22 protein-coding genes are annotated in these 24409 nt (G+C 71.8%); 13 read left to right on the forward strand and 9 right to left on the reverse strand.

The window, feature by feature from the left end:
* The first annotated feature begins 7 nt into the window (after window positions 1-7).
* Entirely contained in the window at window positions 8-562 is a 555-nt protein-coding gene (locus tag ACN28C_RS27755) for a GTP-binding protein (RefSeq protein ID WP_422770462.1), read from the forward strand.
* A gap of 6 nt (window positions 563-568) precedes the next feature.
* On the opposite strand, the gene ACN28C_RS27760 is transcribed toward ACN28C_RS27755, so the two are convergent.
* From ACN28C_RS27760 to ACN28C_RS27770, 3 genes are read right to left on the reverse strand one after another with little or no spacing between them, the layout of a single operon-like run.
* Window positions 569-1402 carry a hypothetical protein gene (locus ACN28C_RS27760; protein WP_422770463.1) on the reverse strand — a complete coding sequence of 278 codons (834 nt, stop codon included), beginning with the start codon at window positions 1400-1402 and terminating at the stop codon, window positions 569-571.
* Window positions 1399-2028, reverse strand: a complete 630-nt coding sequence (locus tag ACN28C_RS27765) for a hypothetical protein (protein ID WP_422770464.1) — start codon at window positions 2026-2028, stop codon at window positions 1399-1401. The genes ACN28C_RS27760 and ACN28C_RS27765 overlap by 4 nt, the downstream gene beginning before the upstream one ends.
* Window positions 2025-2975 carry a hypothetical protein gene (locus tag ACN28C_RS27770; protein WP_422770465.1) on the reverse strand — a complete coding sequence of 317 codons (951 nt, stop codon included), beginning with the start codon at window positions 2973-2975 and terminating at the stop codon, window positions 2025-2027. Before ACN28C_RS27770 ends, ACN28C_RS27765 begins: the two co-directional genes overlap by 4 nt.
* Window positions 2976-3853: 878 nt before the next feature.
* Here ACN28C_RS27770 and ACN28C_RS27775 point away from each other — a divergent pair.
* Window positions 3854-4567 carry an MBL fold metallo-hydrolase gene (locus ACN28C_RS27775; protein WP_422770466.1) on the forward strand — a complete coding sequence of 238 codons (714 nt, stop codon included), beginning with the start codon at window positions 3854-3856 and terminating at the stop codon, window positions 4565-4567.
* A 216-nt stretch (window positions 4568-4783) separates the two neighbouring features.
* Complete coding sequence (locus tag ACN28C_RS27780; RefSeq protein ID WP_422770467.1) at window positions 4784-5626, forward strand: S1 family peptidase; 843 nt, start codon at window positions 4784-4786, stop codon at window positions 5624-5626.
* An 80-nt stretch (window positions 5627-5706) separates the two neighbouring features.
* On the opposite strand, the gene ACN28C_RS27785 is transcribed toward ACN28C_RS27780, so the two are convergent.
* Window positions 5707-8220 carry a M14 family zinc carboxypeptidase gene (locus tag ACN28C_RS27785; RefSeq protein ID WP_422770468.1) on the reverse strand — a complete coding sequence of 838 codons (2514 nt, stop codon included), beginning with the start codon at window positions 8218-8220 and terminating at the stop codon, window positions 5707-5709.
* Between the two features lie 247 nt (window positions 8221-8467).
* Here ACN28C_RS27785 and ACN28C_RS27790 point away from each other — a divergent pair, with 247 nt between their 5' ends.
* Window positions 8468-9382 carry an SGNH/GDSL hydrolase family protein gene (locus ACN28C_RS27790; RefSeq protein WP_422770469.1) on the forward strand — a complete coding sequence of 305 codons (915 nt, stop codon included), beginning with the start codon at window positions 8468-8470 and terminating at the stop codon, window positions 9380-9382.
* Here ACN28C_RS27790 and ACN28C_RS27795 read toward each other — a convergent pair.
* A complete protein-coding gene (locus ACN28C_RS27795) occupies window positions 9304-10083 on the reverse strand; it encodes a hypothetical protein (RefSeq protein WP_422770470.1) in 780 nt (259 codons plus the stop codon). The genes ACN28C_RS27790 and ACN28C_RS27795 overlap by 79 nt on opposite strands.
* Window positions 10084-10138: 55 nt before the next feature.
* Here ACN28C_RS27795 and ACN28C_RS27800 point away from each other — a divergent pair, with 55 nt between their 5' ends.
* The gene (locus ACN28C_RS27800; RefSeq protein WP_422770471.1) at window positions 10139-10891 is read left to right on the forward strand and encodes a MerR family transcriptional regulator; all 753 of its coding nucleotides are present in this window, start codon (window positions 10139-10141) and stop codon (window positions 10889-10891) included.
* A 148-nt stretch (window positions 10892-11039) separates the two neighbouring features.
* Here the strand turns inward: ACN28C_RS27800 and ACN28C_RS27805 are convergent, their stop codons facing one another.
* Together ACN28C_RS27805 and ACN28C_RS27810 are read right to left on the reverse strand one after the other, a co-directional pair.
* Window positions 11040-12707: a cellulose-binding protein gene (locus ACN28C_RS27805; RefSeq protein WP_422770472.1), complete on the reverse strand. Its 1668-nt coding sequence runs from the start codon at window positions 12705-12707 to the stop codon at window positions 11040-11042.
* A 422-nt stretch (window positions 12708-13129) separates the two neighbouring features.
* A complete protein-coding gene (locus ACN28C_RS27810; RefSeq protein ID WP_422770473.1) occupies window positions 13130-13366 on the reverse strand; it encodes a hypothetical protein in 237 nt (78 codons plus the stop codon).
* 193 nt (window positions 13367-13559) lie between these two features.
* Between ACN28C_RS27810 and ACN28C_RS27815 the strand changes: the two genes are divergently transcribed.
* The 8 genes from ACN28C_RS27815 (at window position 13560) to ACN28C_RS27850 (ending at window position 22861) form a co-directional block, all read left to right on the forward strand.
* Complete coding sequence (locus tag ACN28C_RS27815) at window positions 13560-14831, forward strand: sensor histidine kinase (protein WP_422770474.1); 1272 nt, start codon at window positions 13560-13562, stop codon at window positions 14829-14831.
* Window positions 14819-15472, forward strand: coding sequence for a response regulator (locus tag ACN28C_RS27820; protein ID WP_422770475.1), 654 nt, complete (start codon window positions 14819-14821; stop codon window positions 15470-15472). The genes ACN28C_RS27815 and ACN28C_RS27820 overlap by 13 nt, the downstream gene beginning before the upstream one ends.
* Before the next feature lie 173 nt (window positions 15473-15645).
* Window positions 15646-16461 carry an ABC transporter ATP-binding protein gene (locus tag ACN28C_RS27825; RefSeq protein WP_422770476.1) on the forward strand — a complete coding sequence of 272 codons (816 nt, stop codon included), beginning with the start codon at window positions 15646-15648 and terminating at the stop codon, window positions 16459-16461.
* 24 nt (window positions 16462-16485) lie between these two features.
* Window positions 16486-19008, forward strand: coding sequence for an FtsX-like permease family protein (locus ACN28C_RS27830; protein WP_422770477.1), 2523 nt, complete (start codon window positions 16486-16488; stop codon window positions 19006-19008).
* Between the two features lie 227 nt (window positions 19009-19235).
* Window positions 19236-19754 (forward strand): sigma-70 family RNA polymerase sigma factor, encoded by a 519-nt coding sequence (locus ACN28C_RS27835; RefSeq protein ID WP_422770478.1) that lies wholly within the window; start codon window positions 19236-19238, stop codon window positions 19752-19754.
* Window positions 19738-20826 carry a hypothetical protein gene (locus tag ACN28C_RS27840; protein WP_422770479.1) on the forward strand — a complete coding sequence of 363 codons (1089 nt, stop codon included), beginning with the start codon at window positions 19738-19740 and terminating at the stop codon, window positions 20824-20826. Before ACN28C_RS27835 ends, ACN28C_RS27840 begins: the two co-directional genes overlap by 17 nt.
* 335 nt (window positions 20827-21161) lie before the next feature.
* Window positions 21162-22016, forward strand: a complete 855-nt coding sequence (locus ACN28C_RS27845; RefSeq protein ID WP_422770480.1) for an ABC transporter ATP-binding protein — start codon at window positions 21162-21164, stop codon at window positions 22014-22016.
* Window positions 22013-22861: an ABC transporter permease gene (locus ACN28C_RS27850; protein WP_422770481.1), complete on the forward strand. Its 849-nt coding sequence runs from the start codon at window positions 22013-22015 to the stop codon at window positions 22859-22861. The genes ACN28C_RS27845 and ACN28C_RS27850 overlap by 4 nt, the downstream gene beginning before the upstream one ends.
* Window positions 22862-22926: 65 nt before the next feature.
* Here the strand turns inward: ACN28C_RS27850 and ACN28C_RS27855 are convergent, their stop codons facing one another.
* Window positions 22927-23772, reverse strand: a complete 846-nt coding sequence (locus ACN28C_RS27855; protein WP_422770482.1) for a hypothetical protein — start codon at window positions 23770-23772, stop codon at window positions 22927-22929.
* A complete protein-coding gene (locus tag ACN28C_RS27860; protein ID WP_422770483.1) occupies window positions 23720-24367 on the reverse strand; it encodes a hypothetical protein in 648 nt (215 codons plus the stop codon). Before ACN28C_RS27860 ends, ACN28C_RS27855 begins: the two co-directional genes overlap by 53 nt.
* Window positions 24368-24409 lie beyond the last annotated feature (42 nt).

Raw genomic sequence — 24409 nt, forward strand, 5'->3', positions numbered from 1 at the left:
CTGGAACGTGGATCGCAAGTCGGTCAAGGTCGTCGTGGCGGGTGGCTTCGGTACGGGCAAGACCACTCTGGTCGGCTCGGTCAGCGAAATTCCACCGTTGACCACCGAGGAGTTGCTGACCCAGGCCAGTGTCGGAGTCGACGACGTTACGGGCGTCGAGGGGAAGACGCGCACGACCGTGGCGCTCGACTTCGGACGGATCACCATCACGTCCGACGTGGTGCTCTATTTGTTCGGCACACCCGGGCAGGACCGGTTCTGGTTTATCTGGGACGAACTCGCGCAGGGTGCGGTCGGCGCGGTGGTGCTGATCGACACCCGGCGCCTGGACACCAGTTTCCCCGCCGTCGACTATTTCGAACGGCGAGGGATTCCCTTCGTCGCCGCCGTGAACCGATTCTTCGGTGAGTGCCTGTACACCGAAGCGGAAATCCGTTCCGCGCTGAAGTTGGACGACGCCGTTCCGCTCCTCTGGTGCGACGCCCGGGACCGGGAGTCCAGCAAGCGGGTCCTGATCGGACTGGTCCGGCACGCGCTGGCCCGGATGCCGGTCAGCAGTTGACCGTGCTCAGTCGCCAAGCCGCCCGCGCCAGCGGGTGAGGGCCGCGACCAGGCCGTCAGGTGCCCCCGCGTGACGCAGCCGCTCCGCCTGCTCTTCCGCGTAGCGCCGGTAGAGCTGGCGGAGACCGGCCGCCAGCAGCGGCGCGGCCTCCGCCTCGCGCAGCGCTGCTCCCGCCCTGACCGCGGCGGCCAGCCGGACCAGCGGGGTCGCGACGGCCCCGGGTTGGTCCAGATACCACCTGATCGCATCGCCGTTGGTGGCGGCGCGTCCCATCGTCACGGCGCTGCTGTAGAAGAAACGGACGGGGAAGAGTACGGCCTTGGTGAACCACACCGGGTCGTGCAGGAGGCGGCGGGGTTGGTGGACCTCGGCGATGACCTCGTCGGTGGCGAGCACGGTGAGGGCGAACCAGGCCCCGTCGACGAGCAGCTCGTCGGCGTCGGGGACCGCGACCCGGTCGGCCACGTCGGAGCCGAGCAGGAGCAGGCCGTGTTCGGCCAGGTCGAGTCGGTCGATGGCGGGAAACCGCCCGTCGTCCTGCCCCTGGCTCAGCGCGGTCACCGAACCCCAGAAGACGGAGAGCCTGCGGTACGGCTCACCGCGCTCGCGCAGGATCCGGCCGGTCTCCGCCACGGTCTCGGCGTCGCCGTCGCGGACGTCGGTGAGGAGCACAGCCAGGTCGATGTCGCTGACCGCCGGAGCGTAGCCGCCGTGTGCGAGGCTGCCCAGGGCGTACGCGGCGACGAAGCGTTCAGTGAAGACCCGCTGGTACGCGCGGGCGCCCTCCTCCGCAACCGACCGTGCCGCAGCCACCGGGTCGCCCGCGACGGCGGCGCTCACGGGGCGGTGTCGCGGATGGCGCACTCGGCGATGCGGTCCGAGACGACGGTGATGACCTGCCACGCCCGGTCGAGTACGGCCACGATCTCGTCCGAGGTCCAGTCGGTGCGCTGCCGCAGGATCTGGTAGCCCATGTCGAGGTGCTCGACGTCGGCCTCGTCGTGCAGGGAGAAGTAGGCGTCGTCGGGGAAGGCCCGGACGCCGGCCTTGCTCAGGGAGAGGCTTCCGGCCTCCAGGGCCAGGTGTGCGAGGATCGCCCGCTGCACCCCGGGCAGCGTGGCGAACTGGTCGACGAACCAGGCCGCGCCCGCCTCGATGACCGGGTCCCAGACCACCCGCTGGTCGTCCGCCCGGGTGCGGGCCAGGATCTCGTCGTGGCCGATCTCCTCCCGCTGGTGCTCCAGGGCGATCGTGCGCAGGGCGAGGTCGGACTCGAACACGACACGGGCGCTGATCATGCGCTGGAAGGCGTTCGACCACGGCTGCAGGTAGGTCAGGACGGCCTTCTTGGTGGCGTCCGGCGTTGCCTCGTCCGCCAGCAGGCGGATGAGGCGGGAGGACTCGTACTCCTCCTGCCGCGCGGTGTTGTAGTCGGCGACGCGCTGAAGGTCCGGGTTGGTCGTCACGCGAGGCTCCTCTCTGCGGGTGCGCCAGGTCGGCCCGATGCGACCGGGATGGGCGCGGACTGCGGATAGACGGGAAAGCGGAAGTAGGTGGTGACGTCGCCACGGCGCCGGGCGGCCCGGTAGCTGACCAGCTCGACAAGGCCCCGGCTCCCGGCGAGGCCGCCCGGTGCCAGGGCGGCGGCGACCGCGTACCACGGGCGGGGATCCAGGCCCTGACGACGCAGCAGCTCCGCGGTGCGCTCCACCGCCTCCTGGTCCGAGGGGGCCAGGCTCGGCATCCGGAGGTAGGTCGTGGACTCGGCGGCGCGGTCCAGACCGGACCGGAAGGCCAGACAGGTCAACGCCTCGCTACCCCCGTCGGTGTGCGCTCCGGCCAGCGTCCGGTACGCGGCCAGCGCGTCTTCGGTGTCGTGCTCCGCGGCCACCGACGCCATGCGGTCCAGTTCGTGGATGTCGGCTCCGTGGTTCCGATAGTAGATCTTGGCCCGGGACTCCGCCGTGTCGACCAGGTCCAGGCCGAGGAACTCGACGTCGCGCCGGCCGTCGTCACCTACCCGCCGACGGGCGTCGCGCCATGCCCGCGCCATACCGAGCCGCTCCATGGCCTGGTCCAGCGCGGCGAAGCGCTGCTCGGCGGGCCAGCCGTACAGGCCGAAATATGCCTTGTAGCCGACCGGTCGGGGCGGACGCCAGGCCAGCGAATACCACAGTGGTGCGTCCGTGAAGACCGCGCTGACCTGGTCGAAGCGGCGTGACATGGCGGCCAGGGCGGGCCGGACGGCATCCGCCTCCGACAGGCAGTCGACCAGCACCCGCAGCTCGGGCTGCCCGCCCGACCAGTTGAGCGACATCTCCGCCGGAAACCCGTCGTCGGCGACGAACGAGGGGTGACGCGGCGCGTCCCCGACCCGTTCCGCCGCCCAGCCCGGCAGCAGGTCGTGGAGCACCTGGACGGTCCGCCCGGCTTCTTCCGAGGGCAGTGCGAGCGCATCGCACGCCCTTGCCCATATTCCACAAAGGAACTCGTCAAACCTCAGATCCCGCACGTGGGACTCGCCAAACCATGGCGTTTTCACCGTCCGGCCCAGCTGATGGTCGGAGCTCATGTGCCATAGAGTGACCCAGCAAACCCGGGGTGTCAATGTGGCGGAACTCCATTTCGAACAAACGAACGAGCGGCATCTTCGGTACGACACCTTCGCGCGCTCCGCAATTATCGCGGAGCGTTACATTGGTAGGTCGAGATAGGGCTCCGCCGCACCCGACCACCTTTCCATGAAGTGCGGAAATGTGACGCATGCGGGCCGACCACAATGCCGCCCGAGCCGTAGTTGATCACTCTGCGCAAACACGACGCCCGGAACCAGCGTCACCCAAAAAGTGTCCCGTGACGACTCTCTCGCATCCGGCGCCGGAGGCCGGTCCGCACGTGGGGACCGAAGCATGATGACCACTTCCGTACGCCTTGTCGAGTGAGATAATTGTCACAGGAAATGCTTGGCAAATTCGCAGAGTGACGTCCATGGAATGGCCGACCGACGCCGCGATCGCCCTACATCTCATTGACGTGGGCAAAGTGTCCCTGTCGGCGGAACGGAGTCGCGTGTGGCACAACCGGAGTCGATCACGGAGCGCAACACATGATCGACGCAGCGGGGTCACCGCCGCTCCGCGTCGTCCCGGTATCCGGACAGACCTCGAAGCACGACCGGCTGCCACGACCTTCTGCTCCGGACACCGGGCGATGACCGGTGGTTCGCCGCCGGCGGATCCGCTCACAGCGTAGGCGCCCGGTTCTGCCCGGCGTCGTCGCTACCGTGGCGGCATGGAGATCGTCCAGTTGCTTCCCCGGCTGTACATGCTGAGCTTTCCGGTCGGCCACGCCTACCTGTGGGCCGATCCGGCCGGTCTCACACTCGTCGACACCGGCGTACCCGGGTCCGCCCCACTGATCGGCGGGGCGATCGACGGACTCGGCTTCCGCCGGTCGGACCTCCGGCACCTGTTGTTGACACACTTCCACGAGGACCACGTCGGCTCGGCCGCCGAGATCGCCGGCTGGGGCGATGTCGTCGTACACGCGCACCGGGCCGACGCACCGGTGATCCGGGGCGAGGCGGCCGGCCCACCACCCAGGTTGGCCGAATGGGAACGTCTCCTGCACGAGCGGATCCGCGCGGGCATGCCGACCGAGCCGGTCGCCCCCGTACGGGTGGACAGGGAGCTAGAGGACGGGGACCTGGTCGACCTCGGTTCCGGGGTGCCGGCCGTCACGATCGCCGTGCCCGGCCATACCCCGGGCAGCGTCGCCTTTCACCTGCCGGAACAGCGTCTGCTCTTCACCGGCGACACGATCGCCCGGACCCCGGACGGGGAGATCGTCCTCGGTGTCTTCAACGTCGACCCGGTCGCGGCGGTCGCGTCCTTCGAGCGCCAGGCGCGGCTCGACGTCGAGATCGCCTGTTTCGGTCACGGCGAACCCCTCGCCGCGCACGCGGCGACGCGGCTCAGGACCGTGGCAGAGACCCTGGCGCGGTAGGGCCGCAGCATCGGCGCACCGGCGTGGGTGTGGCTTCCGGCCTGCCTGAGGCCACCCCCACCGGCCTGAGGCCACCCCCACCGTCCTGAAGCCACACCCACCGACCGGAGGCCCACATCGGAGCCCAGGTCCGAGTTCGGGGCGGCGCTTGAATCCGGAAGGGAGAGGACGGATCCTGGCAGTTACCATCGACAACCAGCGATCGGGAGTTGCGGGATGCGCTTCGTACCCTTCGTCGTCCTCGCCTGCGCCGTACTGCTGCCGGCCACCCCGGCCAGCGCGGACCGGCCCGGCAGTGTCGCCTCCTCACCCGGCACCGTGGCCGAGGTGCGCACCACCGGCACCACCTGGGGCACCGACCCGGCGACCGGCCGGATCACCCTCACCGCCGACGATTCCGTCACCGAGGCCCAGGCCCGCGTGCTGCGTGCGCTCGCCGACCGGTCCGGGGCCGTGTTCCGGCGCGAGCCGGGCCGGCTGCGCCTGCTCATCGCGGGCGGGCAGGCCGTCTACGGCGCCACCGGGCGCTGCTCGCTCGGCGCGAACGTGCGGGCCGGCGGCACGTACTACTTCGTCACCGCCGGCCACTGCACCCGCACCGCCTCGACCTGGTACGCCGACAGCGCCCGGACGACCCTGCTCGGTCCCGGCGCCGGCAGCAGCTTCCCCGGCAACGACTACGGCATCGTGCGCTACACCGGCACGATCAGCCACCCGAGCGCGGTGTACACCTACCCGCAACTGCTGCCGATCAGCGGCGCCGGTAACGCGTACGTCGGTCAGGCCGTCTGCCGCAGCGGTGCCACCACCGGGGTGCACTGCGGCACGGTCACCGCCCTCAACGTGACGGTGAACTACGCGGGGGGCACCGTGCACGGGCTGATCCGCACCAACATCTGCGCCGAACCGGGCGACAGCGGCGGGCCGCTCTACTCGGCCTCCACCGGCATCGTCCTCGGCATCCTCTCCGGCGGCAGCGGCAACTGCACCACCGGCGGGACGACCTACTACCAGCCGATCCTGGAGATCCTTGCCGCCTACGGCGTCACCATCCCGTAGCGCCGCGGGAGAGCCGCGCCATCGCCGGCGCCGGTACGGGCGGAACCGCACGGGCGCCGGCGATGGTCAGCGGGCGGGTCTCACCTCCTGAGGATGGTGATCGTCGCCGTGCGGTACCTGTCGCGCCGGTCCCGCCTGGTCGGGTCGTAGTCGCGCTCGATGTTGCCGGCGGCGTCGACCGAGAACCACTTGAACGTCGTGGTCTGGGTGACGTGGAAGACCTCCCCCGGCTCACGGAACTCGGTCGCCTGGTAGCGCGGCGACTCCAGCGTCGGCCGGCTGCCGTCCGTGGTGTAGTAGATGGTGGCCGGCTCGCTGGTCTCGAAGCGCACGTCGACGGGACGGTGGTATCTCCCGCCGCCGGGCACGAGCCGGGACGTCGGGTCCTTCCTGTCCCTGCCCCACTCCGCCGCGATCCGGAACATCTCCATGATGCCGTTGGCGTACTCCATCGTCTCGGCGTGGCCGCTGACGAGCTGCGGGTCCCCGACCCAGGGCGGCTGGAACGAGCCGCCCTGCCAGTTGCCGGTGGCCGGGTTGTAGACCGAGCCACCGACCTCCCAGCCGAAGGAGTAGATCCCGTACGTGTGGTACAGGTCCTCGCGGACGTTCCCGGCGGAGGAGTAGAGGACGTCCGACGAGCCGCCGACGTTCTCCGGCGTGACGACGGTCTCCCGGTACGCCTTCACCTGCGACAGGATCCGGGCGGCCGACTGCCAGTAGAACGCCTCGTCGCCCAGGGGCGGGCGCGGTGTGGTGATCCGGCCGTCCGCGATGTAGGCGCCGGGCTGCCAGAAGAGCTGGCCGCCGTTGGAGTGCACCGACATCATGAACTTGATGTTCCGGTAACGCTCGACCAGCCAGATGATGTTCTTCGCCTCGGGCTCGGAGAGCTTCTCCGGCCCCTGGTAGGTGTTGCTGACGCAGCTCGTCGACGCGCCCGCGTAGCCGTCGTGACCCGAGCCGACCCGGTAGTTCCGGTTCAGGTCGACGCCCCAGGAGTCGCGCCGGCCCGGATCGGCGTTCTCGTCCGGGCAGTGGTTCGTCATGTTCCGGCGCTGCGAGGCGAAGTTGTAGAAGCTGTAGTTCGCCCCGTCGGGGTTGTTGGAGAGGATGAGGAAGATGTCGGTGTCGTCGACGATCCTCTTCGTCTCCCGGTCGGTCCGGTAGTTGTGCACCAGCCGCTCCGCCGTCTCCAGCGTGGTCGTCGCCGGCACCCACTCCCGGGCGTGGTCCTGGGCCTGGATCAGGACGCCCGGCTTCCGCCCGTCCCGGTGCTTGCCGATCCGCAGCACCGGGATGGTGGCCGGGCCGCGCGGCACCTCGCCCTCGGGCGCACCGGCGCGCAGCTGGTCGAGGAAGTCGGTAAGCGCGACCGGGCCGCCGGTCGGCGCCACGACGCCGGTGCCGGCGTTGCCGCGGTACGGGTGCGCCCGGTCTATCAGCCCCTGTGACCCGGTCCGCAGCGCCGTCGCCACCTCGGCGGCGGTACTCGCGAGGCCGCCGGAGGCGTCCGTGGCCAGGAGTACCCGCACCGCGCTGCCCGCCACCTCGACCTGCAGCGGCAGCCCTGCGCCGGGCCGCTCCACGAACTCGACGGTGATGTCGTTGCCGCCCTCGTGGCCCCAGGCCGCCGAGCTGACCACGACCGCCGCCTCGCCGGTACCGCCGATCGTGGCCTGCGCCTTGCGCTGGTAGCCGTTGGTCCGGTACGGCAGGTAGACGATCTCGGCGATGTCCGGATACTCGCGGGCGATCTCCTCGGCGCGGCCGTAGAGCTGCTGCGGGTGCTGGTAGCCGTCGACGAAGTTCCACCGGTAGCGCGGATTCGCGGTCAGCGGCGGCGGCGCATCCTCGAGCCAGTCGGAGACGGAGCCGGTGGCGACACCCCCGGTCGAGCTCGTGACCCGGATCTGCTTCGGGCGGGTGTCGAGCTTGAAGAGGTTCCGGTGGAACATGTACTGCCCGGAGTCGACGAACCGGCTCATCGTCCGGGCGAAGCCGAACGGGGTGCCCCGGCCCGAGTCGTTCTCGAGCTGCATCCCGACGACCGGGTCCGGCTGCGCCCCTTCGGTGGTCCGTGCCTCGACGTAGAGGAAGCCCTGCCCCTTCGTGGTGAACCAGTCGGCCCGGACGATCCGTACCGTCTGCTCGTGGCCCGCGGTCGGCTCGTGGCCCGCCGTCGGCTCGTGGCCCGGCGCCACGGTCCGCGCGCCGCTGGCGCCGAGGCCGCCGTCGGCGTCGTCGCTCCAGGCGAAGCCCTCCGCGTCGCCGAGGATCCGGACGCCCATCGCCCGGAGTTCGGCGACCTGTGCGGCGGTGACCACCGCCTCGCCCTCGATGCCGGCCGGCACGCGCCGCAGGCCGTGTCCGAGGTCGAAACCGGCGGCGGCCACCCTGTCCAGCATGTCGGCACCGGCGAGTTGGATACGTACCAGGCGGACCGGCTCCCGATCCTCGAGGTGGGATCGGTGCGATCCGGCCGTGGCCGTGGGATCCGCGGGCACCGCGCCCGCGGGTGTGGTCGCCGTCAGGACGGTCCCCACCAGGGCGGGTAGCGCGAGAAGCGCGATGCGCAGCCGTCTGCGTCGCATTCTCCCCTCCTTCTTTCTGCGGCCTGGATGCGGTGAGCGTATGTGCATACGTCGCATCGACGGATCGGGTCAATCGGATCTTGAGCATTACTTGAGCTCGTCGAAGTCCGCCCGGCGGCCCGATCGCTGCGCGACCGACCCGTTGTCGCCAGCTCTTCGCTGACCGGTCACGAGGGTGTGACCTTGCGCATCAGCAGGGCGGCCAGAGTGACATCGTGCCGATCACTATCGTTCCCGGCGGTGGACGGTGATCCGGTTCGCCGCCCTCGGAGACTCCGTCACCTCCGGCTTCGGAGACCCGCTGCCCACCGGGGGGTGGCGGGGCTGGGCCGTACTCCTCGCCGACGCGCTCGGCGACGGCCGGGCCGGAGCCGGCGGCGCGGTCGAGCTGCACAACCTCGCCGTGAGTGGCGCCCGGATCGCCGACGTGGCCGACCACCAGCTCCCGGAGGCCCTGACGCTGCGCCCGCACCTGGCCTCGGTGCTGGTGGGCATGAACGACACGCTGCGCGGGGACTTCGACGTGGACGCCCTGGGCCGCGGTCTCACCGACGTGATCGGCGCGCTGACCGGCTGCGGGGCCGCGGTGCTGACCGCCAGACTGCCGGATCCGGGCCGGATGTTCCGGCTGCCGGGGGTGATCGCCCGGCCACTGCGGCGCCGGATGGAGGCGTTGAACGACGCCCTCGACGAGATCGCCGCCAGCCACGGCACCATCCATGTCGACCTCGCCGGCTCCTCCGACCACGCCCTGTACGCCCGGACCAACTGGAGCGTGGACCGGCTGCACCCCAGCGAGCGTGGTCACCGGCTGCTCGCCTTCCGGTTCGCGACCGCTCTGCGCGAGGCCGGGCATCCGGTGCCCCGGCTGCCAGGGCTGACCGCCACCAACCCGGAGCCGACGCTGGGCCAGCGACTGTGGTGGATGGCCACGCAGGGCAACCGGTGGCTGCTGCGCAGGTCCACCGACCTGCTGCCCACCCTGGCCCGGATGGCGGCCGCCGAGTGCTGGGACGGCGTCCGGGGCCGGGCCGGTGCCACCGAGCGGGACCTGCCCCCGAACCTTCAGCTGCCACCGAACCTTCACCTGCCGCCGAACCTCGCCGACCGGCTACCCGGCGTCGAGGGGGCCGGGTGCGACGGGCCGGCTGCGCCCGGCTGAGCGCTCGGTGCCGCCCCACCCGGGCCGGTGCCACCCCACCCGGACCTCCGGAACAGCCGCCAGCCCAGCACGCCGTACCAGAGCATGACCGGCAGGTGGAGGGCGTAGCCGAGCTGTTCCAGCGTTGCCGACGGGCCGCCGAGCCCGGTCGTCCACGGCAGCGCGACCGCGGCGAGACCGGAGAGCGCGGCGACCACACCGGTACGGCGAAGACCGGCCGGCAGCGGGGCGGCGAGCGCGGTCACCGCGGTGGCGGCGACCCAGAGCAGCCCCGCCAGGTTGACGGTCCACTTGGCGGTGAGCAGCACTCCCCGGGCCACCGTGGCGGCCACCGGGTCTGCCGGATCGGCGGCCAACTGGGTCACCGCCAGGTTGCCGGCGTCGTGCAGCAGGCCCGCCAGGCCGGCGGCGGCGAGCAGTCCGGCGGCCGGCGTCGTCAGGTGTGGGACGGTTCCGGGGCGGCCTGCCGCCACGAGCCCGGCGGCGAGCAGGGCGAGCCAGCCGATCACGTCGAGACCCAGCTCGATCAGGTGCAGCTCGACCCGCGCGTGTACCGCGGCCAGCACGGCGACCGGGTCGGCCGGATTCAGGGTCAGCCCGGAGGGCACGACGACGGCCACGGCGGCGAGCATGGCCAGCAACGAGATGACCAGCAGTACGCCCGTCAGCCGGGCGCCGCACCCTCGGTCAGTGGGAATCATGGCGGGCACGGTAGATCCTTGACGCAGCGGCAGGGTCAAGCACGAGGAGGACGCCGTGTGGCGCATCGGGCAACTGGCACGGATGGCCGGAGTGTCCGAGCGGACCCTGCGCCACTACGACGGGCTCGGGTTGCTGGCGCCCGCGGCGGTGGACCGCGCCACCGGCTACCGCTGGTACGGCGTGGCCGAACTCGCCCGGCTGGAACGCATCCGAGGGCTGCAACACCTCGGCCTGTCACTGCGCCGGATCGCCGACATCCTGGATGCGCCGGACGCACACCTGCAGCAGGCGCTGGCCGAGACGGTGGCCACCCTGCGCCGCGACATCGCGGCGAAGGCCGCGGCGCTGGCCGCCGCCGAGGACCGCCTCGCCACACCGACGTCGGTGCTGCCCCAGGCGGCGACGGTCGCCGCGCGACGCCTGCACGTGCGCTACCTGGAGGTGACACACCCGTCCGAGCTGGCCGCGCTCTGCGCGCAGCCGCAGGCGGCGCTGCTCACCTGGCTGCGCGGACCACCCACCGGCGGCTTCGTGGCGGCGGTGGCGACCGGCCGGGACGGCGAGCGGCTCGACCTGCCCGCCCGCACGGTGGTGCGGGCCGTCGTTCCGCCGGCAACCGGCGTGGTCCGGGCCGGGCAGGACCTCATCGACGTGCTGCACCGGCGCGGGCTGACCATCGCCGGCCCCACCCTGGAGGAGCACCTGGTCGACGCCGAGGAGGGCACCGCAACCGTGCTGGAAATCCCCGTGCGGCCCGCGGCGCCCCCGCGCGCGGCGCCCGCACCAACCGGTTCCCCGCTTCGGTGACCGGGGTGCCGCCGGGCACGGCTCCGGTGGCCGGCGCGGTTCGGGAGTCCGTCGGGGCCGCGCTGCCGGACGGAATGGCAGGAGCGCCGGCCGTGCGTGGCGCCCGGGGACGCCACGCACGGCCGGTGGTGGATCCAGAGTGCCGTCGTCATCCGGCGGTGCAGGATCGGATCTGTGGTCGTGCGCTGGAATTGCCGTTCATCATCGTGGTGAAGCCGAAGGTGTTGCTGCCGTTGGAGCGCACCGTCATGACGTTGCCGCTGCTGTCCCAGCTGAAGCTGCCGCTCCAGGTCGTGGAGACCCGCTGCGGTGGGGTGATCGCGACCACCACCGTCCAGCTGCTGGCGCCGCTGACCGTCACCGAGGTGTTGTACCGGTCACCCCAGACCGTGCCCGGGGTCACCGACGCGGTGCAGCTACCTCCAGCCGGCGGGGTGGTCGGCGGCGGAGTCGTCGGCTGGCCCGTCGGCGGCGGGGTGGTGGGCTGGCCCGTCGGCGGCGGGGTGGTGGGCTGGCCCGTCGGCGGCGGGGTGGTGGGCTGGCCGGTCGGCGGCGGGGTGCTCGGGCCGTCGGTGAGGGTCGGTGTCTGCCAGTCCCGCCACTGGGAGAGGTTGCCGGCGGCCTTGCTGGCGATCCGGATGGTGCCGGGGGCGTTGCCGGTCTTGAGGAGGTACTTCTGGATGTGCTGTTGCAGCGGGGTTCGCCACTCGGCGCGGTTGGCGCAGTGGCTGCCGTCGGAGACGTCGGACCAGTACGTGATGTTGTCGCCCGCGCCGAGGGCCTTGTAGACCTCCGCGCCACCCAGCGCCGCCACGCTGGCCGAGCGGGGGCCGAGGTTGGCGATGTGCGGGTTGTCCATGATGAACAGCCCGCGCGGGGCGACCATGGCCACGATCTCGTGGGTGTCCACCGGCAGGTTGTTGGGGTTGCCGGTGAAGGAGCCGAACGCGTCGCCGAGCCACGGCTGCTCACCGTAGGCGCTGCTGAGGCTCTGCGCGCCCTCGCCCGGGATGCCCCGGAAGATCGGCACACCGGCGCTGCCGGACTCGATCGGCATGGTCAACGCGATCCGCTGGTCCAGCGCACCCACGGCGAAGGCGCCCTTACCGAACCGGGAACAGCCGGTGACGCCGATGTCGGTACGCAGGACGTTGCCGCCGGAGGACTCGATCACGTCGATGATCCGGCTCACCCCCCACGACCAGGCGGCCAGCAACCCGGTGCTGCTCGTGTTGCCGTAGATGCTGTAGAACGCGCCCTGCTTGTTGTTACGCGGCGTGCCCTCCCGACCCACCACGTACGGGTCATAGCTGATCACCGCCGCGCCGGCGGAACGGATCGCCGCGGTGTCCGCGCCGAACCCGCCCAACACCACGACGGCCGGGAACGGGCCGCTGCCACTGGGCAGTTGCACACTCGCCGAGAAACTCGAACTCCTGCCGTTGTGCGACACGTTCACGGTGATGTTGCTGCTCGACACCGTTCCCGTGACGCTCGACGGCTTCGCCGGCTTGTCGCCGTAGACGTAGCGTTCGACCAGTTCCCTGATCTGCGCCCGTTGGCACCGCCAGTCGGCCTTGCTGGAGATGCGCGTGCCGTCCAACCTCCGGAACGGGTCGGGCAGCCGCGAGTTCGCCGTCAACGAACCAGGCACCGACACCGGACAGTCGGCACCCTCGTCCTCCACGGGCGAGGCCGCCCGGGCGGGGGTCGTGGTCTGGAATACCACGGTTGCCGCTCCACCGACCGCGAGCGCCGCTACCGCCAACGCGACGACCGTGGACCGGAACCTGGAGCGACCTGAGCGGATGGTCACCAGGGCTCTTCCTTCCATGAGATGGTGGCGTGCCGGCGGATGGACACGAACGAGGCCGCATGCTGGTCCCGCCCGGGGTCGCGGACGGGCATGCTGCCTGCCGCCGGCGGTCGACTGCCACACGTGGTGCCCGGAGCCAACTCTTCGCAGAGCAGACGTTCGCCTGCCGCGTGTGGCGTGACCTGTTGTGCTCGGGGGCATTTCCCAAGCCCATGGGCAGAGGCTACGGTAAGTTTGCGTTAAATCCAAGTCTATGGATATGTCACTTGACCTGCTCTTTCCGCTCAGCAGAGCAGGCCACGCAACGATCAATGGCGCGGGGACCGCCGAAACTTTTCGAAAATTCGCCGCAACCTGCGACCCTCCCCACCCCCCGGAAGGGAGGGTCGCAGGCGAACCACGGCGCCGGGGCGGGCGGGTGGTCAGCCCCGCCGGTGCCGGTAGTGGTGCACGATCAGGGCGGCGGCGCACGCGAGCGTGAGGAGCCCGAACGCGGCCCCCACCAGTACGGGCAGACCCACGATCGAGGAGACTCCGTTGGCTACCGCGCTGACGATCAACACCACCCAGAGCAGTGGACGCAGCAGCCCTCCACTGTCGGCGTGGGTTGCCGGCGGCGTCGGCTCGGTTCCCGACGAGATCCGGTACGGGTCGGCCATGATCACTCCTTTCGCTGTCGTCCGGGTACCTGATCAACGCTAGGAGCGCAGCCCGCCGGCGGCGATCCCGCCAGCACGCCGATCGAGGTACAGCAGGCTGTACTTCTGGGCCGTGATCTCGCCCGCACCCGATCGGGTGCCCTATGGTCTGGCCGGGAGGTGAGATGACGATCCGGTCTGGCCGGGCGGTGAGATGACGACCGACGACGCGCCCCACGACCGGCGCGGGCGTTCCGGCCGGCACTACCTCGCCGATCGCGCGCGGCTCTCGGTCGACGCGCTGGAGCACCTGGTCGGCGGGCTGGGCACGGCCCTGCTGGCGCTGGCCGGGCTGAGCTACGTCGTCGCGGTCGGGGCGGCCTGTCTCACCGGCGTCGGCGTGCTGCTGGTGCCCTCGGCCCTGCGCGTGGTGCGGGCGGTCGCCGACCGGGAGCGGGCCCGGCTGTCCCGCTGGGGCCCGGAGATCATCGGTCCGCCACCGCTGCCGGCCGAGCTGCGGGCAGCGGTACGGGATCCCGCCGCAGGCCGCGAGCTGGGCTGGCTGGTGGCGCACGCCACCGGCGGGTTCGCCACCGGACTGCTCGGCCTCGGCCTGCCGCTGTACGCGGTGCAGAGCCTGAGCTTCCCACTCTGGTTCTGGCTGCTGCCGCCGGAGGCCGGCGGTCCCGGAGTGGTGTTCTGGCGGATCGACGGGCTGGTCGACGCGCTGGCGGTCGGTCTGACCGGAGTCGGGTGGCTCGCCGTCGTCGTCGGGCTCGGCCCGGCCATGGCGCGGCTACAGGCGTGGCCGGGGCGCCGCCTGCTGGCGCCACCCGCCGACACCGACCTGTCGCTGCGGGTGGCGGAGCTGACCGCCACCCGCGCGGCGGCGCTGGACGCCCACGCGGTCGAGCTGCGCCGGATCGAACGGTCGCTGCACGACGGCACCCAGAACCGGCTGGTCACGGTGAACGTGCTGCTCGGCGCCGCCCGGCGGGCGCTGGCCCGGGACCCGGTCTTCGCCGCCGACGTGCTCGAACGGGCACAGCACGCCACCGAGCAGGCGCTGGCCGAGTTGCGTACCGTCGTACGTGGCATCCTTCCGCCGGTGCTGGCCGACCGCGGGCTCGCCGGCGCCCTCGGTGGGCTGGCCGCCAACTGCGGGGTGCCGTGCCGGGTCGACGTGGACGTGCCCGGCCGGTGCGCCGCCTCGATCGAGGCCACCGCCTACTTCGTGGTGGCCGAGGCGCTGACCAACGTGACCCGGCACAGCGGCGCCGCCGGTGCCACCGTCAGCGTGCGCCGGGCCGGCGAGCGGCTGCTGCTGCGGGTGGAGGACGACGGCCACGGCGGCGCCGAGGAGCGCGAGGGTTCCGGGATCACCGGCATCCGCCGGCGGGTCGAGGCGTACGACGGGTACTTCCGGCTCACCAGCCCGTCCGGTGGGCCGACGACGATAGAGGTGGAGCTGCCGTGCGGATCGTGATCGCCGAGGACGACCCCCTGCTGCGGGAGGGTCTGGCGCTGTTGCTGCGGGCCGAGTCGCTCGACGTGGTCGCCACCACGGGGACACCGGACGCGTTTCTCGCGGCCGTGGACGCGCACGCCCCGGACGTCGCCATCGTCGACGTCCGGATGCCGCCGACCCACACCGACGAGGGGATCGTCGCCGCAGTCGAGGCCCGGCGCCGCCAGCCGGAGCTTGCCGTGCTGGTGCTCTCCGCATACGTCGAGCAGACCTTCGCGACCGAGCTGCTCGCCGGCGGCACCGCCCGGCTGGGCTACCTGCTGAAGGAACGGGTCGGCCGGGTCGACGAGTTCCTTGCCGCGCTGCACCGCGTCACCGGGGGTGGCACGGCCGTGGATCCCGAGGTCGTCGGCCAGCTGCTGTCGCGCAGCCGCCCCGACAGCACGCTGAGCCGGCTGAGCGCGCGGGAGCGTGACGTGCTGGCGCTGATGGCCGAGGGTCTCGGCAACGGTGCGATCGCCGAGCGGCTCTTCGTCACCGAGGGCGCCGTGCACAAGCACATCCGCAACATCTTCGCCAAGCTCGACCTGCCGCCGGACGACCGCGCGGACCGCCGGGTCACGGCCGTCCTGCGCTATCTCGACGACACCCAGCGGTGATGACTGGACGGGCATGCGCGGGCCACCCTCGCGGGCGGCGCCGGCAGCGGGCCCGTCGGAGGAGGTGGTGCCTGCTGTACCCCGGCTGGCCCGTAGGCTGCATAGCTGGGCCGCGCTCGCCGCCATAGCGTTTCCGTGTGACGCCAACCAGCGAGAACACGGAAGGGCAGACAATGTCCGGTTACCCTGACCCGGGCGCTGCCGGGTCCGGCCGCGCCGTCCCGTTCGCAGGCGCCGCCGCACCGGCTGCCGTGCGCGTCGTGGGCCTCACCCGCACCTACGGCAGCGGCGCACAGTCGGTGACGGCGCTGGCGGGCGTCGACGCGGCCTTCGACCGTGGCACCTTCACCGCCGTGATGGGACCGTCCGGCTCCGGCAAGAGCACCCTGTTGCAGACCGCCGCCGGACTGGATCGACCCAGCTCCGGCCGGGTCTGGATCGGTCAGACCGAGCTGTCCCGGCTCTCGGAGCGCCGGCTCACCGAGCTGCGCCGCGACCGGATCGGCTTTGTCTTCCAGGCGTTCAACCTCGTCGCCGCGCTCACCGTCGAGGAGAACATCGTGCTGCCGCTGCGGCTCTCCGGCGCGCGGCCCGACCGGCGCTGGCTGACCCAGGTGGTCGAGCGGGTCGGGCTCGACCAGCGGCTGCGGCACCGGCCGGCGCAGCTCTCCGGCGGCCAGCAGCAGCGGGTGGCGATCGCCCGCGCGCTCGCGACGCGCCCCGAGGTCATCTTCTCCGACGAGCCGACCGGAGCCCTCGACACCGAGACCGCCGCGGAGGTGCTGGCCCTGCTGCGGGCGGCGGTGGACGAGCACGGGCAGACCGTCGTCATGGTCACCCACGACCCGGGCGCCGCCTCCTACGCCGATCGGGTGCTGGTCCTGGCGGACGGCCGGATCGTGGCCGACGTGCCGCAGCCCGGTGCCGACCGCATCGCCGAGCACCTGGCCGCGCTGGGGCGCCGCCAGCGCGCCGGACGGGCGGGCTGAGCCGTGACCACGCTCGCCGCACGCATGCTCCGCCACCGCGCGGGCAGCGCCGCCGCCACGCTTATCGCCCTGGCCACCGGCGTCATGATCCTGATGAGCATGGGCACCCTGGTCGAGTCGGGGCTGCGCTTCCGGGCCACGCCCCAGCGGTACGCCGCCGCCGACCTGGTCGTCGCAAACCGGGACATCACCCTCACCAGCGAGAGTTTCGACGGCGACACGACCAGGACCACGCTGCCGCTGCCCGAGGGCGGCACCGTCCCGGCGACCCTGGCGGAACAGATCCGCCAGCTGCCCGGTGTCGCCGCCGCCGTCGCCGACTCCTCGATCGCGGTGGTGCCGCTCGAGGCGGCGTCCGTGCCGACCGACGGGCACGGCTGGAGCAGCGCCGCCCTGACGCCGTACCGGCTCGTCGCCGGCTCCCCGCCCCGCGCGGACGGCGAGGCGGTCGTCGACGCCCGCCTCGCGGCGGCCGGTGCGCTGCGGCCGGGCGGGGAGGCCGACCTGCTGGTCGGTGGCGACACCCGCCGGTACCGGATCAGCGGCGTCGCCGAGCAGACCGCCGGCACCGGGCCGACCGGCGGCTCCGGGCAGCCCGCCGCCGTCTTCTTCACCGACGGCCACGCCGCCGAGGTCGCCCCGCACCCGGGTCGGGCGGACGCGATCGGGGTCGTCACGGCCACCGGTGCCGACCGGGCCGAGGTCTCGGCCGCCGTGCGGCGGCTGGCCCGGGCCGCCGGGGTCGAGACGTACACCGGTGAGGACCGCGGCCTGGTGGAGCCCTCCGACGCGGCGGCCCGGGGACTGCTGGTGACGGCCGGCGCCGCCTTCGGCGGCTACGTCGGAATGCTGATCGTCTTCGTCGTCGCCGGCACCGTCGGGCTCTCCGTCCGGCACCGCCGCCGCGATCTCGCCCTGCTGCGCGCCATCGCCGCGACTCCCGGCCAGGTACGTGCGATGATCATGGCCGAGGCGGTGCTGGTGAGCGGCGCCGCCGCAGTGCCGGGCGTACTGGCCGGTGCGGTGGCCAGCCGTTGGGTGCAGGGGGAACTCGTCACCCGGGGGTTCGTCCCGGAGACCTTCCCGATGGCCACCGGCGTGCTCCCGGCCGTCGCGGCGGTGCTCGCCACCACGCTCGTCGCGGTCCTCTCGGCGCTGATCGCCGCCCGGCGGGTAACCGCCATCCGGCCCACCGAGGCGCTCGCCGAGGTCGCCGTCGAGCCGGCCGGCAACGGCCGGGTCCGGCTGGTCGCCGGCCTGGTCGCGCTCGCCGGGGCGACGTCCTCCAGCGCCTTCGCCGTCGGTGCGGGCGGGCAGGCCGCACTGGCCGGTGCGATCGGCATGCTGTACCTCTTCGTCCTCGCGGTCGGACTGCTCGCACCGTGGATCAACCGGTTCACCGCGCGGCTGCTCGCCCCGGTACTCCGCCGCGTCTGGGGCGCGAGCGGCTATCTCGCCTCGGCCAACCTGCGGGCCAACGCCCAGGGCATGGCCACCGTGCTGACCGCGCTGGTGCTCGCCGTCGGCTTCGGCGGCTCGGTCTGGTTCCTGCAGGACAACCTGCAACGGCGGACGATCGCCCAGAGCCGCGACGGCATGCTGGCCCAGCGGGCACTTGTCTCGCCGGCCGGGCTGCCGGCGACCGCGGCCGAGGAGATCCGGCGCATCCCGGGCGTGCAGGCCGCGACCGGCGTACGCCGGACCGCGGTGATCGTCGAGATCTTCGACGGCGCCGAGACGGTCGATGCCCGGGCGATCGATCCGGCCGGCGCCGCCGCGACGACGGACCTCGCGGTGACCGAGGGAAGCCTGGCCGACCTGACCGGCACGAGCATGGCGGTCTCCAGCATCCGCGCCTCGACCCAGGGCTGGGAGGTCGGCGACGAGGTCCAGCTCTGGCTCGGCGACGGCACCCCGACGAGGTTGCGGGTCGCCGCCGTCTACCGGCGCGGGCTCGGCTTCGGCGACATCATCCTCGACCGGCAGGCCGTCGCCGGCCACACCGCGCGGAACCTCGACGACGAGGTGCTGATCCGCACCGCCCCCGGCGAGGACGCCGACACCGCGCTGGCCGGACTGGCGGCCCGCTACCCGACCAGCACGCTCGTCCGCACCGACGACCTCACCGGCCGGCTCGCCCGCGACCTCGCCGTCAGCGCATGGCTCAACAAGCTGCTCATCGGCGTCATGGTCGGCTACGCCGCCCTCGCGGCCGCGAACACCATGGTCATCGCGGCCCTGGCGCGCCGCCGCGAACTGGCCGTGCTGCGGCTCGCCGGCGTCACCCGTCAGCAGGTCAAGAACATGATCCACGCCGAACAGGCCGGACTCCTCGGCGTCGCGGTCGCGATCGGCGGAGCCGTCGCCGCGCTGACCCTCGCCGCGGTGGTGAACGCCCTGACCGGCAGCCCGATCCCCTACGTCCCGCCCCTCGGCGGAGTGGCCGTGCTCGGCGGCGCCACCCTGCTCGCGCTTACCACGACGGTGATCCCGGTCGGCCGGCTGCTGCGCACGTCACCGACGGAGGACATCGGGCCGCGGGAGTAGGGGCATCCTTACCCTCCCCGGCCGGCCGATCCCGGCCGGCCGGGGAACCTACCCGGAAAGTTTGCCGGCCGGTGTCACATCCGAGGTGCCCGCGGTGCCTCCATGATGTGGTGGAAGAGGTGGAGCTCGTCGGGCGCGGTGTGACGGCACCGACCGCCGTCGCGGCCGGGACGTCGTCGCCCGGTGAGGGCGGCCGGAGGGCCGGACGAGCCGGACGGGGGGATACGGTGTCGACTCCTCCGGGGCGCGGCGCCGTACGTCCCGATCTCGAACCGATCTTCCGCGCCGCATATCCACGGGTCGTCGCGGTTGCCGCCCGGGTGCTCGGTGCCCGCGACCAGGCCGAGGACGTGGCACAGGAGGTCTTCCTGACCTTCGGGCGCTCCCGCGTGCCGGCGGAGAACGCGCTGGGGTGGCTCTGCATCGCCGCGGCGCACACCGCGCTGAACCAGCTCCGTTCCGGCCGGCGTCGTGCCTGGCGGGAGGAGGCCGTCGGCGGCGCTGACACCCTCGGCCCCGACGTCGCCGACGTGGTCGTGACCCTCGACGAACGCCGCCGGGTGCGGGCGGCGCTGGCCCGGTTGCCCCGCAGGCAGGCGGTGGCCCTGGTGCTGCGGCACAGCGGCCTCAGCTACGCCGAGGTGGCGGCCGCACTCGATCTCTCCCCGGGCAGCGTGGGCACCATCCTGCGCCGCGCCGAGTCCGCTATTCGGAAGGAGTTGAACCGTCATGCGTCATCCGACTGACGGCACCGTGCGTCGGCTCGTGGACGAGCCCGCCGGCGTCGCCGACGCCGACCGCGACCATGTCGCGGGCTGCCCGACGTGCCTCTCCCGGCTCACCGCCGCCCGCCGGGACGCAGCGCTTGCCGGTGCGGCACTCGATGTCGCGGTCGCTGCCGACGTCGAGGAGGGCTGGCACCGCCTCTCCCGGACGGTTGTCGTGGACCGGCCCGGTCGACCGGCTGTCGCCGTTCGGACCCCCCGGTGGGGCGCGACGCTGCGCAGGCCGGTGATCGCCGGGATCGCCGCCGTCGCGATCCTGGCCGGAGCCACCGCCGCCGCTGCCGCCAACTGGCTGCCGATCTTCCGGACCGAGCGGGTGGCACCGGTCACGATCAGCCAGGCCGATCTGCTGCGGCTGCCCGATCTCTCTGCCTACGGCGAGGCCAGGGTCACCGAGTTCGCCAACCTCCGTCGGGTCGGCGACGCCGCCGCGGCGGAGAAGGCCACCGGGCTCTCCGTGCCCCGGGTGGAGAGGCTGCCACGCGGCGTGACCGGGGAGCCGGCGTTCCAGGTCGGCGACCAGGTCCACGCGACGTTCACGTTCTCCACCGCCAGGGCGGCGCAGACCGCGGCGGCCGCCGGCAAGCCACTGCCCACACCGCCGCCGGGCCTCGACGGCAGCCAGTTCCGGATGACCGCCGGCCCGGGTCTCGCCGCGATCTGGACGCAGTCCCAGGGCATGCCCGCCATGATCATTGGCCGCGCCGGCGCGCCCACCGTCTACTCCTCGGGCATCCCCTTCGACACGGCCCGCGACTACCTGCTCTCCCTGCCCGGCCTGCCGGAGGACGTGGCGGCACAACTGCGCGGCTTCAGCGACGACGGCACCACCCTGCCGCTGATCGTGAAGTCCGAGAAGCAGAAGACCTTTTCCGCCGAGGTCCACGGCGCGCCGGCCACGGTGCTCGCCAGCCGGGACGGCACACTCGCGGCCGTGTTCTGGGTGAAGGACGGCATCCTCAACGCGGTGGCCGGCTCGCTGAGTGCCGACGAGGTGCTGTCGGTCGCCCGAGGGCTGCGGTGGGACCGGTGACGGCGCGTCCCCCCGCCCGCCGGGGCGGTGTTGCCCCCGCCGGCCCCGTCTCCGCCGACGCCGCCCGCTCAACTGCCGCAGCCACCGGATCCGGCGTCGGCGCCGCCTCCGCCGCCGCCTCCTCTCCCGACGCTGCCTCTCCCGACGCTGCCTCTCCCCACGCTGCCTCTTCGGACGCCGCCTCTTCGGACGCCGCCTCCTCTTCCGACCCCGCCTCCTCGGACGCCGCCTCCTCGGACGCCGGGGAGCGGCTCCTTGCCGGCCTGCCGCCGTCCCCGGCGGTGTGGTGCTCGGGTCTGCGCAAGCGGTACCGGCGGCGGACGGCCGTCGACGACGTGTCCCTCACCGTCGGACGTGGCGAGGTGGTGGGCCTGCTCGGGCCCAACGGCGCCGGCAAGACCTCAGTGATCAAGATGCTGCTCGGTCTCGTCCGGCCGGACGCCGGCGAGGTGCTGCTGCTCGGGCGACCGGGGCGCGATCCGCACTCCCGCGCCCGCGTCGGCTACCTGCCGGAGCTGTTCCGGTATCAGCCGTGGCTCTCCGCCGCCGAGGTGCTGGCCCTGCACGTTCGGCTCGCCGGCCGAGGCGTGCCGGCCGGGAAGCACCGCGAGATCCTGGCCATGGTCGGGCTCGCCGACCGCGCCGGTGACCGGGTGGGCGGCTTCTCCAAGGGCATGCAGCAGCGCCTCGGGCTCGCCGTCGCGCTCGTGGCCGACCCCGAACTCGTCATCCTCGACGAGCCGACCAGCGCCCTCGATCCCGTCGGCCGGGCCGACGTACGCGACATCCTGCTCACCCTCCGGGCCCGTGGGGTCGCCGTCCTGCTCAACTCGCATCTCATCGGCGAGGTCGAGCGGGTCTGCGACCGGGTCGTCATCCTGGACAAGGGCCGGGTCGCCGCCTCCGGCACCCTGCCCGAACTGCTCGGCCAGCACGAGCTGCGGCTCCGCCTCGACGGGGTCGGCACGGCGGCGGAAGCCCGGCTCGCCGCGGCCGGCCGGCTCACCCGCAGCGGGGACGCCTTCGTCGTCACGTTCCCCACGGAGCAGGACGGCAGCACCGTGCCCGAGCTCGTGGCGGACCTGGTCGGCCTCGGAGTTCGCGTACACGCGGTCGAGCCGGGACGGATCAGCCTCGAGGAGCGGCTGCTCGACATCCTTCGCGCCGGCTCTACCGAGGAGCGCCAGTGACCGTCCGCCCCGTCTTCACCGTCGCCGCCCTCACCATTCGGGAAGCCGCCCGGCGACGGGTACTCCTCGCGCTCGCCGCGCTCACCGTGGTGCTGCTCGGGATCAGTGCCTACGGCTTCTCCCGGATCGACGCCGAGTTCGGTGGGCTCACCAGCGGAGAGGCCCGGTTGGCAGCCGCCATGGTCCTCAACCTGGTGATGTTCGGCCTGAGCCTGACCGCCGCGCTCGGCAGCGCGTTCCTGGCCGGCCCCACCCTGGCCGGCGAGACCGAGACCGGGATCGCGCTGGCGGTCCTGGCCCGCCCCGTGCGCCGCTCGGCGGTGTTGCTCGGCAAGTGGCTGGGCCTCGTGACCTTCGGCAGCGGCTTCGTGGCCGTGGCCGGACTCGCCGAACTCCTCATCGTCTGGCTCACCACCGGCTACTGGCCGCCGCACCCGGTCACCGGCCTCGCGCTGCTCGCCGCGCAGGCGGGCGTCCTGCTCACTCTCGGGCTGCTGCTCTCCACCGCCGTCTCCCCCATGGCGTCGGGCATCGTCGCGGTCGGACTCTTCGGCGCCACCTGGATCGGCGGCGTGGTCGGCGCGTTCGGCGAGGCGCTCGGCAACGACAGCGTCGCCCGGATCGGCACCGTCTCCCGGATGCTGCTTCCCACCGACGGCCTGTGGCGGGGAGCCATGAACAGCTTCCAGGACCCGAGCCTGCTGATGCAGTTCCAGGAGGCGTTCAAGGGGCACCCCTTCCTCAGCGAGGCGGGGCTCACTCCGACCTATCTCGGCTGGGCCGCGCTCTGGGTCGCTCTCGCTCTCGGACTTGCGGCAATATCGTTCCAGCGCCGCGATCTTTGAGCGGTTGCCCGCCCACGGCACCCGATACCCGACAGCTCTGAATTCCAAGCTGGGACCAGTTATCGTCAGGCAACCGACGGTCTTTCCCGAAGCAGCCAGGCCGCGGTACGCCGGGCTTGTTTCGGCATTACTGCATCTTGGCTGATTTCGACGGCCAACGCCGTATGTCCATCCGTGCCGATACCGTATGCGATCCCTTGAATCAGGCGCGCGGCGGACGGCGCGGCGCCCCGTTGCCAGATTTCAACGTATGGCGCCAACAGGCTTCTCCAGGTGGGCTCAGGGTAACGACCAGAACAGTGCGGTAGCGACCACGCTGCCGTCGTCCGGAACGATAGACTGTAGCCGTGATTAGTTATGATCTGACGAACCACGTCGCGATGAACGCTGACGCCAAGCCTGGTCAGCACCGGAAGGGCCAACTCGGCAAGGGTTTCATCGCGGCAACGCAGGCCGGACTCGATCAGCGACATCAGTGCTCGACCGACTGGAACCTGAAACGGTGTAGCAGCGAGAAATTTGGCGGAATACAAACGTTGGTCATCGTCGATTCCGAATATCGCGTCGCGAATGATTGTCTTCAGTATCCGATCTTGATCATCATAACCTAGATACAGTTGGGCCATCAACGCTATATGATCCACTGTTGCGTCGACTTGGGCAGAATCGCCGTAGCGTAAGTGCCGCCTTGCGGTCAGGGCGAGGCGGTCGGGGTTCCAGCCTTCGTGCGTCCAGTGTGCTGAGGCCGCCTCGATGACCCTAGCCGCGTTCGCCGCATAGTGACCCCGCTGCAACTTGTAAGTTGCCGACAGAAGTGCGCCCCGTAATGTCATCTCATTATCAGGATTCGTGACCTGCTCAAGAACGAACCGATTGACGAAAGGGCGGTTGGTTACGCTCAACAACGACATCGGTTCCAGGACGGCTGGACAGTGCGAGTCGCAGACGAGCTCGACACAGAGCGCTGCCGCGTACTTGCTTACGGTCTCGTGTTCCAGCAGTTGACTGATTGCCTCCTGCCTCAAGGAGCCACTCTTCATGATCAGCGACGACAAGCTCGTTGAGAAGACGGCCGACAACTATCAGCCACTGTTCCCGAGGATGCAGCATCAGATCCGGTCGATTGGCCACATGCTCTGCGAATTCCATCCACAGTAGGCCCGACATCGGCGCGCCGCCAACCGCCAGGTCGAGCAGATCGTGCAGGCGATCGTGGTCAACTTTCGAACGGGGCGGACGAAACGTAACCGACTCTGCACGTCGGATTGCATCACACACACTCACCAACGAATCTGGCCGCAAGTCAAGCATCTGTTCGTAGCGGCGGATCGTCGCCCGGGTGACCGCGACCTCACCCCTCTCCCACCGGGTTATCTGTGAAGGTGCCAGCGGCGGTTCCCCATCTCGGCGGAACAGGCGCGCGAATTCCTTACCCGACTTGAGAATCTTGTCGGCATCGCCATTCAGCCGGTTGGCCCGCAGTGACCAACCAATCAAGCGACGCACGTGAGCCGAACCCCTCAAGGTCACACTCCGATCCATTGCACT

It is taken from the genome of Plantactinospora sp. WMMC1484 (assembly GCF_049315195.1).
Lineage (GTDB): Bacteria > Actinomycetota > Actinomycetes > Mycobacteriales > Micromonosporaceae > Plantactinospora.